Raw genomic sequence first — 16094 nt, 5'->3', positions numbered from 1 at the left:
CTCCTATGCAGCCTTCGAAACGGGGGATGCCTCGGTGACCGGCACGTTGCCGGGGACCCGCGTCCAGCCGAGGTAGGAGCCGTCGAGCTCGACGACGTCGTACCCGGCGCGGCGCAGGGCACTCGAGGCGACGCTGTTGCGCACGCCGCTCTGGCAGTACGTCACGATGGTGCCGTTCTCGGGCAACTCGTCGGTGTGCCACATCACGCGGCCGCCGCTGAGCTGGGCGGCGCCGGGCAGGTGCCCCTCGGCGTACTCCGTCTTGTTGCGTACGTCGAGCAGCAGGTCGTAGGCGAACCCGGGGAGCTCCTCGGGCTGCAGCAGCTTGGGCGCGACCAGGTCGAGGCCGTCGAGCGACGTGACGAACCCGACGACCGAGTCGATGCCCACGCGCACGAGGTGGTCGCGCAGCTGCGCCGCCTCGTCGGCGTCGGTGGCCAGGAGCACGAGCGGGCGGCGCTCGATCTCGGGGTCGACCACCCACGCGCCGTAGCTGGCGGCCTTGGCGATGCCCGGGATGTTCAGCGAGCGGGCCACGGTGCCCTCGTGCACGGCCGTGTTGTGTCGGGTGTCGATGAAGATGACCTCGTCGGCCTCGAGCTCGGCGCGCAGGCGCTCGGGCGTGTACTCGACGAGCTCGTCGACCTCGCCGATGACCGCCGGGCCGACCTTGTTCTGCACCTTCATGCGAGCGAAGTAGGCGTGCGCGTCGGGCTGGCCGCTGAGCAGCTCCGCGACGAATCCCTGCTCGTCGTCGTTGCGCAGGTAGCGGCTCCACCACGAGAACGTGCGTTCGTACCCGACAGTCGACGTGGGGATCGCACCCAGCGCCTTGCCGCACGCGCTACCCGAGCCGTGCGCGGGCAGCACCTGCACGTAGTCGGGCAGGGTGAGGAATCGGTCGCGCAGGCTCGCGAAGAGATCGCGTGCGCCGCCGAAGCGCGTGTCGATGCCGCCGGCTGCCTCGTCGAGCAGGTCGGGACGCCCGAGGTCGCCCACGAAGACGAAGTCGCCCGTGAGCATGAATCCGGGCTCGTCGGCCTGTGCGCCGTCAGTCACGAGGAACGACATGTGCTCGGGCGTGTGGCCCGGCGTGTGCACGGCTTGGACGGTGATGTTGCCGAGCGTGATCGTGTGTCCGTGCTTCATGCGGACGGCGTCGTCGAAGGCGGGGCCGTAGGTCCAGTCGGGGCCGCCCTCATCCGAGACGTACATCGTCGCCCCGGTGCGCTCCGCCAGTTCACGCGTACCGGAGAGGTAGTCGGCGTGGATGTGGGTCTCGGTGACCCCGGTGATCGTCATCCCGTTCTTGCGCGCGATCTCGAGGTAGACGTCGAGGTCGCGGCGCGGGTCGACGACGATCGCCTCGCCCTTCGCCTGGCAGCCGACGAAATAGCTGGCCTGGGCGAGGTCCTCGTCATAGATGCGTTCCAACAGCATGTCAGCTCCTTGTCTCAGGTCCCGAGTCGATCGGCGAAGGGTTCATCGGCCGAACAGGCGCGCGAACCATCCGCCACGCGCGGAGTCGGCGGCCTCGATCTCGGCGGGCGTGTGCGATCCGTTGCACCAGTCGGATGCCGCGACCATGCGCTTCACGGACTGCACGTGTTGGCCGCATCCGGCCCACGTCGTCTTCCCGCACACGTGGCACCGCACTGGCTGGCACATCGAGCGACTCCCATCGTGACCGGGTCCAATACCCCCGGGGTATCACCAATAATACCCCCGGGGTATCCATTCCTGTCAACTCGGGTCGTTGCCACGGGGCTGTCCCGGGCGATCGGCCGCGCCTCGCGGCCGGGTCGACAGCAGTGAGATCGCGGCATCCGGATGTCGCGAACGAGCCGAATGCCGCCCGCTCCACGTGCGGACGGCATCCGTCGTCTCGTTGCGGCGGCGGCCCGCGCTACAGGTCGCGCTCGAACGCGATCATGGTCGGACCATCCTCGCCTTCGGTTCGACGGAACCCCGCCGCCTCGTAGAGGCGAACGGCGGCCCGGTCATCCTCGCTCGTAATCAGGAACGCGTAGTCAGCCCCCTGCTCACGGGCGACGCCCATGGCCTCGGTGATGAGCTCCCGGCCGAAACCCTGCCCCCGCCGACTCGGCGCGACGTACAGCTCCGCCAGGTACGCTTCCATCTCCCGGCTCCAGATCGACGGCTGCACTCGCAGCACCGCGACGCCGACGGCCTCATGCGTCACCGGCTCCCGCGCGAGCAGCACCGTGAACGCCCCGCCCGCGATGAGTTCTCCGAGCCGCACCGCCAGCTCGTCTGGGTGAGGTGTGGGCTCGTCGTACTCCGTGTTGAAGTCGTGCAGCAGCCGCGCTGCTTCGGTCAGCGCGTCGTCACCCTGGTCCCTGGTCACCGTCTCGACCATGCCGCCATTCTGCCGCGGATGCCCGGGCCTGCCTACGCCCGTCGGCGTAGCCGCCCGCGCAGTTGAGCGGATGACCGCCGCGAGCGCTCGCCGTAGGATCGCGGCATGGGGCTCTGGGCGAGGTTGCTGCGCATGCCGCCGTGGGTGCAGGACGTGCTGCTCGCGCTGTTCATCACCGGAGCGCAGGTGCAGGGCACGATGGTGAGCGCAGCGGATGATGTGGGAACGCGTCCGCTCAGTGACTTCGGGTATCTGGGCTACACGCTGCTCATCGTGAGCGGCGCGGTGATCGCCGTGCGGCGCGGGTGGCCGGTGGCGGTCTTCGTGGTCACGGCCCTCGCGAGTCTCACGTACTACTTCCTCGACTTCCCCGACGGGCCGGGGTGGCTGGGGCTCTTCGTGGCGATCTACACGCTCGTCGCCTACGGCGACGGGCGGCGGTCGATCGTCATCGCCGGTGTGGGCCAGGCCGTGCTCGCCGTCGGCTGGCTCGTCGCGGCGATCGATATCGAGCCACGCGAAGCCATCGGATGGGTCTTCTTCCGCATCGGGGCATCGGTGATGAGCGCTGCGCTCGGCGAGTCCGTGCGGTCGCGGCGGGTCATCGCGGCTGAGGCGCAGGAGCGCGCCGAGGCGGCCGAGCGCACCCGGGAGGAGGAGGCGCGTGCGCGCGTCGACGCCGAGCGTTTGCGGATCGCGCGCGAGGTCCACGACACGGTCGCTCACGCGATCGCCATCATCAACGTGCAGGCCGGGGTCACGGCGCACGTGCTCGACCGGCGCCCCGATGCGGCTCGCGAGGCCCTGCGCACGATCGAGCAGACGAGTGCGCGAGCACTGCGCGAGATGCGGGCCATCCTCGGGGTGCTGCGGGGTGACGATGCGGGGCGGGTCCCGCACCCGGGCCTCCAGCAGGTCGACGAACTGGCCGCCAAGGCACGCGAGGCCGGGCTCGACATCACGATCGATGACCGTCCGCCCGAGGTACCGCTCCCGAGCGCCGTCGAGAGCGCGGCCTATCGCATCGTGCAGGAGTCGATCACGAACGTGATCCGCCATGTCGGTCCCACGCGCGTGCGGGTGCGGATGAGCCCGGGCACCGACATGCTCGAGGTGCGGGTGACCGACGACGGTCGACGTGCCGTGCCGGGAGGCGCCGGATCCGAGCAGCTCGCATCGAGGTACGCCTCGGCGGATGCCGGTGCATCCGAACTCGGTCGTGGAATCACGGGGATGCGAGAGCGCTGCCGGCTCCTGGGCGGCGAACTCGATGCGGGGCCCCGGCCCGGCGGTGGGTTCGAGGTCACGGCTCGCCTGCCGCTCGCCCCGTTGGGGGCGGCCGGATGACGCCGTCCCAGCCGATCAAGGTGCTGCTCGCCGACGACGAAGGGCTCGTGCGATCCGGGTTCAGGCTCCTCCTCGAGCTCGAAGACGACATCACGGTGGTCGCGGAGGCCACGAACGGCCTGGAAGCGGTCGAGCAGGCCCGGGCCACGCGCCCCGACGTGGTCCTCATGGACATCCGCATGCCGATGTCCGACGGCATCCAGGCCACGGCCGCGATCGCCGAGACGCCCGGGCTCCAGCACACACGCGTGCTCATCCTCACCACGTACGACACCGACGCCTACGTCTTCGACGCGCTGCAGGCCGGGGCGAGCGGGTTCCTGTTGAAGGACGCCGGCCCCGCCGAGCTGCTGCACGCCATCCGCGTGGTCGCCGACGGAGAGGCACTGCTCGCGCCACGTATCACCCGGCGCCTCATCGCGCAGTTCACGACTCAGCAGCGAGCGGTCCAGGCCGCCGACGAGCGACTCTCGGTCCTGACCGAGCGCGAACGAGAGGTGCTTGCACACGTGGGCCGAGGACTCAGCAACGACGAGATCGGCGCGGTGCTCTTCCTCAGCCCGGCCACCGTGCGCACCCATGTCAGCCATGCGATGGGCAAGCTCGGCGCGCGCGACCGAGCGCAACTCGTCGTCGTCGCGTATCGGACCGGTCTCGTCGGCCCCGCCTGAGCGGTGCTGTGCCGGCCCGGTTTCCGTTCAACTGAAGTGGAGCGGCCGGCGCCGGAATCACGCTCGTAGACTCCGAGCGTGCGGCGCCATCGACGGCGCCCCCGGTACCACAGAAGAGGACGATGATGACTTCGGAAAGCCTTGCCCAGGCGATCGAGCGGGTCGGCAACCCCGTCGAGTTGCTGCGCAACCAGAACTGGCCGGCCTTCACCTTCCCGGTCGCGCCCGAGTTCACGAACTGGCGCGACGAGCAGCGCGCATGGTCGACATCCGTCGCACTCATGGACCAGTCGCACCACATGACGCAGCTCTTCCTCGGCGGCTCGGACCTGATCGAGCTGCTCTCGTCGATCTCCCCGAACACGTTCGCGAACTTCCGCGCCGGCGTCGCGAAGCAGCTCATCGCCGTGAACGCGGACGGGTACCTCATCGGCGACGGCATCCTGTTCTACAACTCGGATGACCGTGAGGGGCGCGTGCTCATCGGGCACCACCTGCTCATCGACTGGGTGCGCTTCAACGTCGAGAAGGCCGAGGCCGCGGGCAAGGACGTGCATCACCGCCTCGAGGCCAATTCGCACATGCGCGGCGGGGTCGACCCGACCTTCTACCGCTACGAGCTGCAGGGGCCCGAGGCGAACAAGGTCATGGAGAAGCTCTTCGGCGGGCCGGTGCCCGAGGTGAAGTTCTTCCACATCGCCGACTTCACGATCGCCGGCAAGCCCGTGAAGGCGCTGCGGCACGGCATGGCCGGGCAGCCGGGCTTCGAGTTCTACGGGCCATGGGCCGACAACCAGGTCGTGCTCGACGCCATCATGGACGCCGGGGCGGAGTTCGGCATCCGCCGCGTGGGCGCGAAGGCGTACTCGTCGACACCGCTCGAGTCGGGCTGGGTGCCCACGCCGTTCCCGGCCATCTTCGACGAGGACTTCGCCGAGTATCGCGAGTGGCTCCCCGCCGCCCGCGCCGGGTCGATCGGCGGATCGCTGACGTCCGACGACATCCACGACTACTACATGACGCCCTTCGACCTCGGACTCGGTCGTTCGGTGAAGTTCGACCACGAGTTCCACGGCCGTGAGGCCCTCCAGAGGATCGCGGCGGAGCCGAAGCGCCGCAAGGTGACCCTCATCTGGAACGCCGAGGATGTCGCCGACGTCGTCCGGTCGCAGCTGGAGCCGGGCACGCCGGCGAAGTTCCTCGACTTCCCGAAGGCGCGTTACGGGCTCTTCCAGATGGACGAGGTGCTGCAGGACGGCAAGCGGGTCGGCATCTCGACGGATGCCGGCTACGTCGCCTACGACCAGCTCTACATGTCACTGGCGACGATCGACGACGAAGTACCGGAGGGCACGGTCGTCGAGGTCGTGTGGGGCGAGAACCCGATCTCGCGCAAGGACTCGGTCGACCAGAACCACCGTCAGGTGCACATCAGGGCGACCGTCGCCCCGGCGCCGTATCACGACTACGCGCGGTCGGTCTATCGCGGCCTGTCCTGAACTCCGTCCTCGCCGACGTATCCACGCCGCCCGTGAGCTGCCGAAGAGCTCTCGGGCGGCGTGCACGTTGCACGCCGCTGTCGCTGTCACTTTTCTGCCAGCTGAAAGATCTTCAGATCTTTCGCCATTGCGGGGCCCGAAACGGCATGAACCTCGAAATCTGCGACATACTCTGAACGACGTGCAGCAGCACCCCGGCACGGGACTCCGGACCGGCGGCGCCGCTGCACTCCGTGTGTGAGGTCGACCCGAAGACGTCCTCTCCCCGAGGCGCCCTCGCGCGCTCGAGGGGCGTATCGTTTCCCGCCAAGCCGCATGCACGCACACAGCGACAGGTCGCGTGGCCGACGACGGCCGCTTCGACGAGGAGGAGAACCACATGACGCGTATCGGGGTGGTCACCGAGCAGGGCTCGGAGACCCGGGTGGCGGCGACGCCGGCGACCGTGAAGCAGTTGATCGGCCTCGGGTACGAGGTCGCGGTCGAGTCGGGCGCAGGGGCGGACTCGTCGTTCCCCGACGCCGCGTACGTCGAGGCCGGGGCATCCGTCGTCCCGCATGCCGAGGCGTGGTCGAGCGGCATCGTGCTCAAGGTGAACCCTCCGACCGACGGAGAGATCGCCCAGCTGAAGCCGGGCACGACGCTCATCGGCCTGCTGAGCCCGGCGCTCAAGCCCGAGCTGCTCGCGGCGCTGTCGGCTCGCGGCGTGACCGCGCTCGCCCTCGACGCGGTGCCGCGCATCTCGCGCGCGCAGTCGATGGACGTGCTGAGCTCGATGGCGAACATCGCCGGCTACCGCGCGGTCGTGGAGGCGGCGCACGAGTTCGGCCGGTTCTTCACGGGCCAGGTGACCGCTGCGGGCAAGGTGCCGCCGGCGAAGGTGCTCGTCGCGGGCGCCGGTGTCGCCGGTCTCGCCGCGATCGGTGCGGCCTCCAGCCTCGGCGCCATCGTGCGCGCCACCGACCCGCGCCCCGAGGTCGCCGACCAGGTGAAGTCGATCGGCGGCGAGTACCTCAAGGTCGAGGTGGAGGTCGAGCAGTCGACCGACGGCTACGCCAAGGCGACGAGCGAGGCCTACGATCGCCGCGCCGCGGAGATCTACTCCGAGCAGGCCCAGGACGTCGACATCATCATCACGACGGCGCTGATCCCGGGACGCCCTGCACCGAAGCTGATCACGGCGGCGGATGTCGCGAGCATGAAGCCCGGCAGCGTCATCGTCGACATGGCGGCCGGCATGGGCGGCAACGTCGAGGGCTCGGTCGCCGGCGAGCGCGTCGTCACGCCGAACGGCGTCGTCATCCTCGGCTACACCGACCTCGCGTCGCGCCTCGCCACGCAGGCGTCGCAGCTGTACGGCACGAACCTCGTGAACCTCCTCAAGCTGCTGACTCCCGGCAAGGACGGGCAGCTCGTCATCGACGTCGACGACATCGTGCAGCGGTCGGTCACCGTCGTGCGCGAGGGTGAGACCACCTGGCCGCCGCCACCCGTGCAGGTCTCGGCGGCGCCCGCCGCCAAGGCCACGGCGACGGACGCCGCGACCGCCGTCGCTCAGAAGCCCAAGCGCACCCTCTCCAAGGGAGGCCGGCTTGCGCTCATCGCGGTCGGCATCGCCGCGCTGTTCCTCGTGAACGCGTTCGCGCCCGCTCCGCTGCCGCAGCACTTCACGGTGCTCGTGCTCTCGGTCGTGGTGGGCTTCTACGTGATCGGCAAGGTCGCGCACGCGCTGCACACCCCGTTGATGAGCGTGACGAACGCCATCTCGGGCATCATCATCGTCGGCGCGATCGTGCAGGTCACGAGCGACGTGCTCGTCGTGCAGGTGCTCTCGACGATCGCCATCCTCATCGCCAGCATCAACATCTTCGGTGGATTCGCGGTGACGCGACGCATGCTCGGAATGTTCGCCAAGGGCGACCGGGCAAGCAGCTGACCACGCCACGACGACGACGTCCCCTAGGAGCCCCCTGTGCCTGAAACCCTGCTCACCCCCGAGTCCATCGCGGGCGCCGCGTACATCGTCGCGGCCCTGCTCTTCATCATGAGCCTCGCCGGCCTGAGCCGCCACGAGAGTTCCCGTGCCGGCGTGACCTACGGCATGGTCGGCATGGCCATCGCCCTCATCGCCACCGTCTGGCTCACCTTCAGCGACGGCTGGGGCGAGCCGGCCGTCATGCTCGGCCTCGTCCTGCTCGTCGTCGCCGTGCTCGTCGGCGCCGCGATCGGCCTCTGGCGGGCCCGAGTCGTGCAGATGACCGGGATGCCCGAGCTCATCGCCCTGCTGCACAGCTTCGTCGGCCTCGCTGCCGTGCTCGTCGGCTGGAACGGCCACCTCGAGGACCCGGGCCTCGAGGGTGCGCTGCGCGACATCCACCACGCCGAGGTCTTCATCGGCGTGTTCATCGGCGCGGTGACCTTCACCGGTTCGATCGTGGCGTTCCTCAAGCTGTCGGCGCGCATGAAGTCGGCGCCGCTCGTGCTGCCCGGCAAGAACGTGCTCAACCTCGGCGCGCTCGTCGTGTTCGTGGCGCTCACCGTCTGGTACGTCATCACCCCCGAGCTGTGGCTGCTCGTCGTCGTGACCGCCCTCGCCCTCGCGCTCGGCTGGCACCTCGTCGCCTCGATCGGCGGTGGCGACATGCCCGTCGTCGTCTCGATGCTGAACAGCTACTCGGGATGGGCCGCCGCGGCCGCGGGCTTCCTGCTCAACAACGACCTGCTCATCGTGACCGGCGCGCTCGTGGGCTCCTCGGGTGCCTACCTGTCGTACATCATGTGCCGGGCCATGAACCGCTCGTTCATCTCGGTCATCGCGGGCGGGTTCGGCATCGAGGCGCCCAAGAAGGGCGACGAGGAGGTCGGCGAGCACCGCGAGATCAACGCCGAGGACGCCGCCGACATGCTGAAGAACGCCTCGAGCGTGGTCATCACGCCCGGGTACGGCATGGCCGTCGCGCAGGCGCAGTACCCGGTGGCCGACCTGACGCAGAAGCTGCGGGAGCGTGGCATCGACGTGCGGTTCGGCATCCACCCGGTCGCCGGCCGCCTGCCGGGGCACATGAACGTGCTGCTCGCCGAGGCGAAGGTGCCCTACGACATCGTCGAGGAGATGGACGAGATCAACGACGACCTGGCGTCGACGTCGGTCGTGCTCGTCATCGGCGCGAACGACACCGTGAACCCGGCGGCCGCCGAGGACCCGGGCAGCCCGATCGCCGGCATGCCGGTGCTCCGGGTCTGGGAGGCCGACAACGTCATCGTGTTCAAGCGCTCCATGGCGTCCGGCTACGCCGGGGTGGCGAACCCGTTGTTCTACCGCGACAACGCCCAGATGTTGTTCGGCGACGCGAAGGACCGGGTCGAGGACATCGTCAAGGCGCTCTGACCGGTCGAACGAGACGACGGATGCCCCGGCTGCACGCCGGGGCATCCGTCTTCTCGTCGCTACTCGGCGACAGCGCCCTGGAGCCGCGCCGCCCGCTCGGCGCGCCGCCCGCGCCACAGCGGCAGGGTGACGATCGCTGCGACCACAGCCCCGGCCGCGGTGAGCAGGCCGCCCTCGCCGATGAACCACTCGCTCGCCTCCGTGGGCACGGTCACGAACTCCGCGACGAAGTAGATGCTCGCGTTGAGCGTGGCGTGCAGCACGAGCACCGGCCAGATGCTCCGGGTGCGAACGCGCAGCCACACCATCGGGAACGAGAATGCGAGGCACTGGACCGCGAACATCGTGATCGCCCAGGCCATCGGGATGCCGTCGACGACGGCCCCGGGCACGAACAGCATCAGGGGCACGTGGCAGGCGGCCCAGCCGAGCCCCACGATGACGGCCGTGACATCCGGCCCACGGAATGCGGCGAGCCGGGCCGTGACGAACGAGCTCCAGCCCAGCTGCTCGCCGAGGGCGAGGGCCATGAACGGCAGCACGCCCGGAACGAGGCCGACGATGACGGCGAGGAACGGCGGCATGCCCGTGCCGGCCTCGAGCCGGGCGGGGTCGAAGCCGGCGACGCCCGTGAGCCAGCCGGCCGCGTAGGCGGTGAACACCGCGACCACGGAGAAGAGCCACGCGATCCCGAGCGTGCGCCACGGCGTGCGGCGGAAGCCCCAGTCGGGTCCGCGTCGGCCGACCGCCCACGCGACGAGCATGGCGAGGGTCGGCGCGAAGGCGCCGCCGAAGAGGGCGAGCTGGCCGACGACGGGTGCATCGTCGAGCCTGCGCATGTCGACGCCGTTCGCGACGGCGACGGCGACGAGGCCGGGCACGATGAGCGCGAGGCTCAGGCCATAGGCCCAGAACTGCCGGCGGGTGCGCCGGTCGATGGAGGTGGATCGGCCGGATGCCGCGGCAGCGGCCATCTCGGCGGGAGTCGTGTTCGTCATGCCTCCAGACCACCGCAGGGCACGGTCCCCCCGCCTGATCCGCGAGTCCTGTTCCGGGCCCGACGCCGGCGGCCGGTGGATCCGCCCCGGGTCCCGGGCGGATCGGGACCCGGGTCCCTTCCGGCCCGCCGCCGGAGAGGAGAGGATCGTCTCGTGCAACCACCCGTCACGCGCGCGCCCTGGGCCTTCCCGATCGTCAGCGCGGCGGCCGTGGTCGCCGGCGCCCTGCTCGCGATCGCAGGCGGTGCGAAGGAGCTGGAGTACCTCGCGCTCGACGCCGCCGTGGCCTTCAGCTACCCCGTGGTCGGCGCGCTCATCCTCACGCGGTGGCCGAGGCATCCGGTGGGCGTCCTCTTCGTCGTCGGCGGCGCCGGACTCGCCGCGCAGGCGCTCGTCGGTGGATACGCGGCGATCGCCGCAGCGCAGGGCTGGGCCGGCGCGCAGCTCGCCGCCTGGGTCATGAACTGGGTGTTCCTCGTCGGGCTGGGGCCGCTCCTCCTGCTCCCCCTGCTCCTGCCCGACGGCCGGCTGCCCAGCCCGCGCTGGAGGCCGATGCTGCAGGCGCTCGCCGCGGCGGTCGCCGCGCTCGTCGCCCTCCTCATGGTGCGCGACGAGCTCTGGGTGTGGGGCGAGGTCTCGCCGAACCCGATCGGTTTCGCCGCCACCGAGACGATCGTCGCGCCGGCGTTCCTCGTCGTCATGCTGGCGCTCGTGGTCGCGAACGTCGCGGCGATCGTCGTGCGCGTGCGCCGCAGCGGCGAGTCCCGGCGTCGCCTGCTGCCGATCCTCGTGGCCGTCGCACTCATCGTCCTCGCGGTGGTCGCCGATGCGCTGCTGCCGCCCGAGCCGCCCATCGGCATCTGGCTTCTGGTCGTGACGCTCCCACTCCTGCCGATCGCGACCGCGTTCTCCATCTTCCGGTTCCGGCTCTTCGACATCGAGGTCGGCGTGCGTCGCACGGTGGTCTACGCGATCGTGGGAGCGGTGCTGCTGGCGGCCTACCTCGCGGTGGTCGCCGTGTTCCACACGCTGCTGCCCGCCGACGACGGCGTCGTGGTGCCGATCATCGCGACCGCCGTCGTGGCCGTGGCGTTCGCACCCCTGCGCGACGTGGTGCAGCGCGCGGTGGCGCGGCTCCTCTTCGGATCACGCGGCGATCCCTCGACGGCGCTGTCACGACTGGCGCAGCGCCTGGAGGCCGCGGCGAGCGGTTCGGAACTGCTCGACGGCGCCGCCGAGACGGTCGCGGTGACCCTGCGCCTGCCGTCGGCGACGATCCTCGACGACGCGGGCGACGTGGTCTCGACGTGGGCCGACGTGGCAGCAGTCGCGACGGATGCCGCGGCCGCGCGTCTCCCGCTCCGCACCGCCGGCCGGCTCGAGGGCACCCTCGTCGTCGCCCCGCGGTCACCGGGCGAACAGCTCTCACGTGCGGATCTCGAGGTGCTCGACGAGCTCGCCCGGCCGCTCGCGGTGGCGCTCGCCGCCCTGCGCCTCGACCGCGAGGTTCAGCACTCGCGGGAGCGGCTCGCGATCGCCCGCGAGGACGAGCGTCGACGCCTGCGCCGTGAGCTGCACGACGGCCTCGGGCCGGGTCTCGCGGCGATCGGCATCGAGCTCGACGTCGCCGGCGCTCGTGCGACGGGACGCGCCGCCGCGTCGATCGATCGCGCGCGCGAGCTCACGGCGTCGCTCGTCGGGGAGGTGCGACGGATCGTCCACGACCTGCGGCCCGCTGCGCTCGACGAGCTCGGCTTGGTCGGCGCGCTCGAGGACCTCGCGCTGAGCGCGGGCGCAGGTGCGGGCACGAGCGGTCCCCGAGTGAAGTTCGCGCCGCGGCATCCGTTGCCTCCGCTCTCGGCCGCCGTCGAGGTGGCCGCGTTCCGCATCGCGCAGGAGGCCGTGGCCAATGCGCTGCGGCACGCCGAAGCGCACGCGGTGCGAGTGGCACTCGAGGTGACGCCCGACGCGCTCATCGTCGAGGTGGAGGACGACGGTTCCGGCATGCCCGCCGAGGTCGTCGAGGGCGTCGGCTCGAGCAGCATGCGGGAGCGCGCGCAGGAGCTCGGCGGGACCCTGCGTCGCTCCGACCGCCCTGGCGGTGGCACGATCGTGAGGGCGGAGCTTCCGCTGTGACCGACGGGGAGGACGAGATGGAGGGTACGCAGGGCCTGCGGGTGGTGCTCGTCGATGACCATCCCATGCTCCGCCGCGGCCTCCGCTCGCTGCTCGAGGAGGTCGGCGGCGCCACCGTGGTGGGCGAGGCGGGAGACGGCGAGACCGCGATCGCCCTCGCGCTCGAACTCGAGCCCGACGTGGTCGTGATGGATCTCGCGATGCCCGGCGTCTCGGGCATCGAGGCGACCCGCCGGCTCGCCGACGCCCGACCCGACCTCGGCGTGCTCGTGCTCACCATGAGCGACGACGACGCCTCGGTGTTCGCTGCCCTGCGCGCCGGTGCCCGCGGCTACGTGCTGAAGGGCCAGGCGGGGGCGGAGTTCCTCGACGCCGTGCGCGCGGTCGCGCGAGGCGAGGCCGTGTACGGTCCGGGGGTGGCCGGCCGAATCCGCGGGTTCCTGCTCGGCGGCCCGACCGGCGAGGCGAGGGCGGACGCGGCGCCGTTCCCCGAGCTGTCCCCGCGCGAACGGGAGATCCTCGACCTGCTGGCCGACGGATGCCCCAACGCCGAGATCGCCCGTCGCCTCTTCCTCAGCCCGAAGACCGTGAAGAACCACCTCACCAACGTGTTCGCGAAGCTGCAGGTCGCCGACCGGGCGCAGGCCGTCGTGCGCGCGCGGCAGGCCGGCCTCGGCACCTGACGGGCTCGCGGCATCCGCTGGGCTCGGCGTCTGACCGACTCGCGGCATCCGCCGGGCTCGCGGCATCCGCGCAGGAAGCCGACGCGTAGGATGGATCGGTACCCCCCTCCGATGTGAAAGAGGTCGCCGTGGCCACCGCCCGCGATGCCGCCCCGGAGCGCGCAACCCACCTGTGGGTCGTCCCGGTCGTGCGCGGCGTGCTCGCCGTCATCCCCGGCGTGGCCATCGCGTTCATGCAGGACCACTCGCCCGCGCTCGGGCTCATGGTGTTCGGCATCTGGGCGCTCGTCTCGGGTCTCGTGGTCGGCGCGCTCGCCCTGCGCACCGTCACGGTCCCGGGCACCCGCTCGCTCTTCGCCGTGAACGCGGTCGTGACGGCGGCGGCAGGCCTCATCGCCCTCACGGTTCCCGGCGGTCTGGCCTTCCTGCTCTACCTCGTGAGCGTGTGGGCCGCGGTCACCGGCTTCGTCGAGCTGTACGCCGGGCTCCGCTCGCGCGGGCGCACGCCCGCCGCGCGCGACTGGATCGCGACCGGCGCGTTCACCGCGGTGCTCGCGATCGTGTTCCTGCTGCTGCCGCCCGATTCGGTGACGGCGGTCGGGCTGTTCGGCGGATACCTCGTGATCCTCGGGGTCTATCTCATCATCGGCGGCCTGTCGTCGAAGTGGGCGGCTGTGCCCGAACGAGCCGCCGCCGGAACGGAGCAGCAGTCGTGAGCCAGTCCCCCGGCGAGTACAAGCCCAGCCGCCGCGAAGTGCTGCGTCCGATCGAGTACGTGGGCGGCGCCGCCATCGCCGCGATCTTCACGAGCCTCATCGTGCTCATGGTGACTCGCGACTGGATGCTCACCCTCATCACGGCCGGTGGCGTGTTCATCGTCGTGCTCGTGTCGATGGCGCTGTTCGCCATGGCCGTGAAGCGGGATCCCGGGTTCGACGACCCCGACGACGTGCCGCCGCCGCCGTCGTCCTCCACACACGGCTGACGCCTCGCGGGCGCGGAAGTCGCGCGGGCGCGGATGTCGCGCGGCCGGTCAGAGCCGGTCGACGAGCTCCGATGCGATACCCGTGTACCGGCCGGGGGTGAGCGCCAGCAGGCGCTGCTTCGCGGCATCCCCGATCTCGAGGCCCTCGATGAACGCGGCGAGGTCGGCGGCGCCGACGCGCTTGCCCCGGGTGAGCTCCTTGAGCAGCGCGTACGGGTCGGTGATCGTCGATCGCCCGGCGACGACCTCGGCGCGGATGACCGTCTGGATCGCCTCGCCGAGCACCTCCCAGTTGCCGTCGAGGTCGGCGGCGAGCACTTCGGCGTCGAGGTCGATCTCGCGGAGGCCGCGCTGGATGTTGTCGAGCGCGAGCAGGGAGTGTCCGAAGCCGACGCCGATGTTCCGCTGCGCGCTCGAGTCGGTCAGGTCGCGCTGCAGACGCGACGTGACGAGCGTCGCGGCGAGCGAGTCGAGCACCGCGCTCGACAGCTCGAGGTTCGCCTCGGCGTTCTCGAAGCGGATCGGGTTCACCTTGTGCGGCATGGTCGACGAACCGGTCGCACCTGCGGCCGGGATCTGCCGGAAGTAGCCGAGCGAGATGTACGTCCAGATGTCGGTCGCGAGGTTGTGCAGCACCCGGTTCGCGTGCGAGACCCTGCCGTAGAGCTCCGCCTGCCAGTCGTGCGACTCGATCTGCGTCGTGAGCGGGTTCCACGTGAGCCCGAGCGACTCGACGAACTCGCGGGACACGTCGGGCCACGCGACATCCGGCGCCGCGACCACGTGCGCCGAGAACGTGCCGGTCGCCCCCGAGAACTTGCCGAGGTACTCGGTCGCCTCGACCTGCTTCGCGATGCGACCGAGACGGTGCGCGAACACCGCGAGCTCCTTGCCCATGGTGGTGGGGGTCGCCGGCTGGCCGTGCGTGCGTGAGAGCATCGCCGCGTCGCGGTGCTCCACCGCCAGGGCGGCGACCGCGTCGATGACGGCCCGGAGCTTCGGGAGCCACACCCGCTGCACGGCGTCGCGCACCGTGATGGCGTACGAGAGGTTGTTGATGTCCTCGCTCGTGCACGCGAAGTGCGTGAGCTCGGCGATGCCGTCGAGTCCGAGCAGTTCGAGCCGTCGCCGCACGTAGTACTCGACGGCCTTCACGTCGTGGCGGGTGGTGGCCTCGAGCGAGGCGAGCTCGTCGATGTCGACCTGGCCGAACTCGGTCACGACGCTGCGCAGCTGCGTGCGTTGCTCGTTCGACAGGGGCGACGAGCCGAAGAGCCCGCGATCGGTCTGGGCGATGAGCCACTCGACCTCGACCTGCACGCGGGCCCGGTTGAGGCCGGCCTCCGAGAGGTGCTCGCCGAGCTCGCCGACCGCCGAGCGATACCGTCCGTCGAGCGGGCTGAGCGGCTGGGGAGGCAGCGAAGTCATCGGATTCCTTGTCTGAGTGCGGGGGCGAGTTGCCGGAAGAGGGCCTGAGTCGACCGCTCTATCATCGCAAGAACTCGATCGAAGGTCGCTGAGTCGGAGTAGTAGGGGTCGGGCACGTCGTGCAGCGCGGCGAGCTCGGGGTCGAACTCGAGCAGCAGCCGCACCTTCTCCTGGTCGAGGCTGGAGGGCGCCCAGTTGCGCAGGATCCGACGCTGCCCGCGGTCGAACGCGACGATGAGGTCGAGCACGGCGAAGTCCTCGGCGTCGAACTGGCGGGCTCGATGGTGGGTACCGTCGTAACCGGCACGTTCGAGCGCATCGAGGGTGCGCTCGTCGGCCCGCTCCCCGACGTGCCAGTCCCCCGTCGCGGCCGACTCGATGGCGAGGCGCTCACCGAGTCCCGCTCGTTCGGCGAGGGAGCGCATCACCACCTCGGCCATCGGCGAACGGCAGATGTTGCCGGTGCACACGAAGGACACTCGGAAGAGCTGCGCGGCGTCCCCCGCGGGTTCCGCTCGCGTCATGCTCCCATTGTGGACGACGACGCCTGATCGCACAGCAGGCAGATTCGCGCTCGCG

At 70.7% G+C, this 16094-nt stretch carries 15 protein-coding genes; 9 read left to right on the top strand and 6 right to left on the bottom strand.

Annotated features, from left to right (window positions below; genetic code table 11):
- Positions 1-3: 3 nt before the first annotated feature.
- The 3 genes from ACVFI9_RS20235 to ACVFI9_RS20225 form a co-directional block, all read right to left on the bottom strand.
- On the bottom strand, positions 4-1440 hold the full coding sequence (locus ACVFI9_RS20235) for an MBL fold metallo-hydrolase (RefSeq protein ID WP_474763970.1): 1437 nt from the start codon (positions 1438-1440) through the stop codon (positions 4-6).
- Between the two features lie 42 nt (positions 1441-1482).
- Positions 1483-1605: a hypothetical protein gene (locus tag ACVFI9_RS20230; RefSeq protein WP_474763969.1), complete on the bottom strand. Its 123-nt coding sequence runs from the start codon at positions 1603-1605 to the stop codon at positions 1483-1485.
- A 301-nt stretch (positions 1606-1906) separates the two neighbouring features.
- The gene (locus ACVFI9_RS20225) at positions 1907-2380 is read right to left on the bottom strand and encodes a GNAT family N-acetyltransferase (RefSeq protein ID WP_474763968.1); all 474 of its coding nucleotides are present in this window, start codon (positions 2378-2380) and stop codon (positions 1907-1909) included.
- Positions 2381-2485: 105 nt separating this feature from the next.
- Here ACVFI9_RS20225 and ACVFI9_RS20220 point away from each other — a divergent pair, with 105 nt between their 5' ends.
- The 5 genes from ACVFI9_RS20220 (at position 2486) to pntB (ending at position 9285) form a co-directional block, all read left to right on the top strand.
- A complete protein-coding gene (locus ACVFI9_RS20220; RefSeq protein WP_474763967.1) occupies positions 2486-3727 on the top strand; it encodes a sensor histidine kinase in 1242 nt (413 codons plus the stop codon).
- Positions 3724-4398, top strand: a complete 675-nt coding sequence (locus ACVFI9_RS20215) for a response regulator transcription factor (protein WP_474763966.1) — start codon at positions 3724-3726, stop codon at positions 4396-4398. The genes ACVFI9_RS20220 and ACVFI9_RS20215 overlap by 4 nt, the downstream gene beginning before the upstream one ends.
- A gap of 122 nt (positions 4399-4520) precedes the next feature.
- On the top strand, positions 4521-5897 hold the full coding sequence (locus tag ACVFI9_RS20210; protein WP_474763965.1) for an aminomethyl transferase family protein: 1377 nt from the start codon (positions 4521-4523) through the stop codon (positions 5895-5897).
- Between the two features lie 379 nt (positions 5898-6276).
- A complete protein-coding gene (locus ACVFI9_RS20205) occupies positions 6277-7833 on the top strand; it encodes a Re/Si-specific NAD(P)(+) transhydrogenase subunit alpha (protein WP_474763964.1) in 1557 nt (518 codons plus the stop codon).
- A gap of 108 nt (positions 7834-7941) precedes the next feature.
- The gene (pntB, locus tag ACVFI9_RS20200) at positions 7942-9285 is read left to right on the top strand and encodes a Re/Si-specific NAD(P)(+) transhydrogenase subunit beta (protein ID WP_474766331.1); all 1344 of its coding nucleotides are present in this window, start codon (positions 7942-7944) and stop codon (positions 9283-9285) included.
- Between the two features lie 59 nt (positions 9286-9344).
- On the opposite strand, the gene ACVFI9_RS20195 is transcribed toward pntB, so the two are convergent.
- Positions 9345-10283, bottom strand: a complete 939-nt coding sequence (locus ACVFI9_RS20195; RefSeq protein WP_474763963.1) for a CPBP family intramembrane glutamic endopeptidase — start codon at positions 10281-10283, stop codon at positions 9345-9347.
- Positions 10284-10436: 153 nt separating this feature from the next.
- Between ACVFI9_RS20195 and ACVFI9_RS20190 the strand changes: the two genes are divergently transcribed.
- From ACVFI9_RS20190 to ACVFI9_RS20175, 4 genes are all read left to right on the top strand, one after another.
- Complete coding sequence (locus tag ACVFI9_RS20190; protein ID WP_474763962.1) at positions 10437-12419, top strand: sensor histidine kinase; 1983 nt, start codon at positions 10437-10439, stop codon at positions 12417-12419.
- Positions 12420-12436: 17 nt separating this feature from the next.
- On the top strand, positions 12437-13102 hold the full coding sequence (locus ACVFI9_RS20185) for a response regulator (RefSeq protein WP_474763961.1): 666 nt from the start codon (positions 12437-12439) through the stop codon (positions 13100-13102).
- Positions 13103-13230: 128 nt separating this feature from the next.
- Positions 13231-13818 carry an HdeD family acid-resistance protein gene (locus ACVFI9_RS20180; protein WP_474763960.1) on the top strand — a complete coding sequence of 196 codons (588 nt, stop codon included), beginning with the start codon at positions 13231-13233 and terminating at the stop codon, positions 13816-13818.
- Positions 13815-14087 (top strand): ABC transporter ATP-binding protein, encoded by a 273-nt coding sequence (locus ACVFI9_RS20175; RefSeq protein ID WP_474763959.1) that lies wholly within the window; start codon positions 13815-13817, stop codon positions 14085-14087. Before ACVFI9_RS20180 ends, ACVFI9_RS20175 begins: the two co-directional genes overlap by 4 nt.
- A gap of 48 nt (positions 14088-14135) precedes the next feature.
- Here the strand turns inward: ACVFI9_RS20175 and purB are convergent, their stop codons facing one another.
- Entirely contained in the window at positions 14136-15515 is a 1380-nt protein-coding gene (gene purB / locus ACVFI9_RS20170) for an adenylosuccinate lyase (RefSeq protein ID WP_474763958.1), read from the bottom strand.
- The gene (locus tag ACVFI9_RS20165; protein WP_474763957.1) at positions 15512-16039 is read right to left on the bottom strand and encodes a low molecular weight protein-tyrosine-phosphatase; all 528 of its coding nucleotides are present in this window, start codon (positions 16037-16039) and stop codon (positions 15512-15514) included. Before ACVFI9_RS20165 ends, purB begins: the two co-directional genes overlap by 4 nt.
- Positions 16040-16094: the final 55 nt, after the last annotated feature.

The organism is Agromyces sp. NSFZ, from assembly GCF_056156205.1.
The sequence above is the reverse complement of the archived record's forward strand: the minus strand, read 5'-3'. Positions and strand labels throughout refer to the sequence as shown.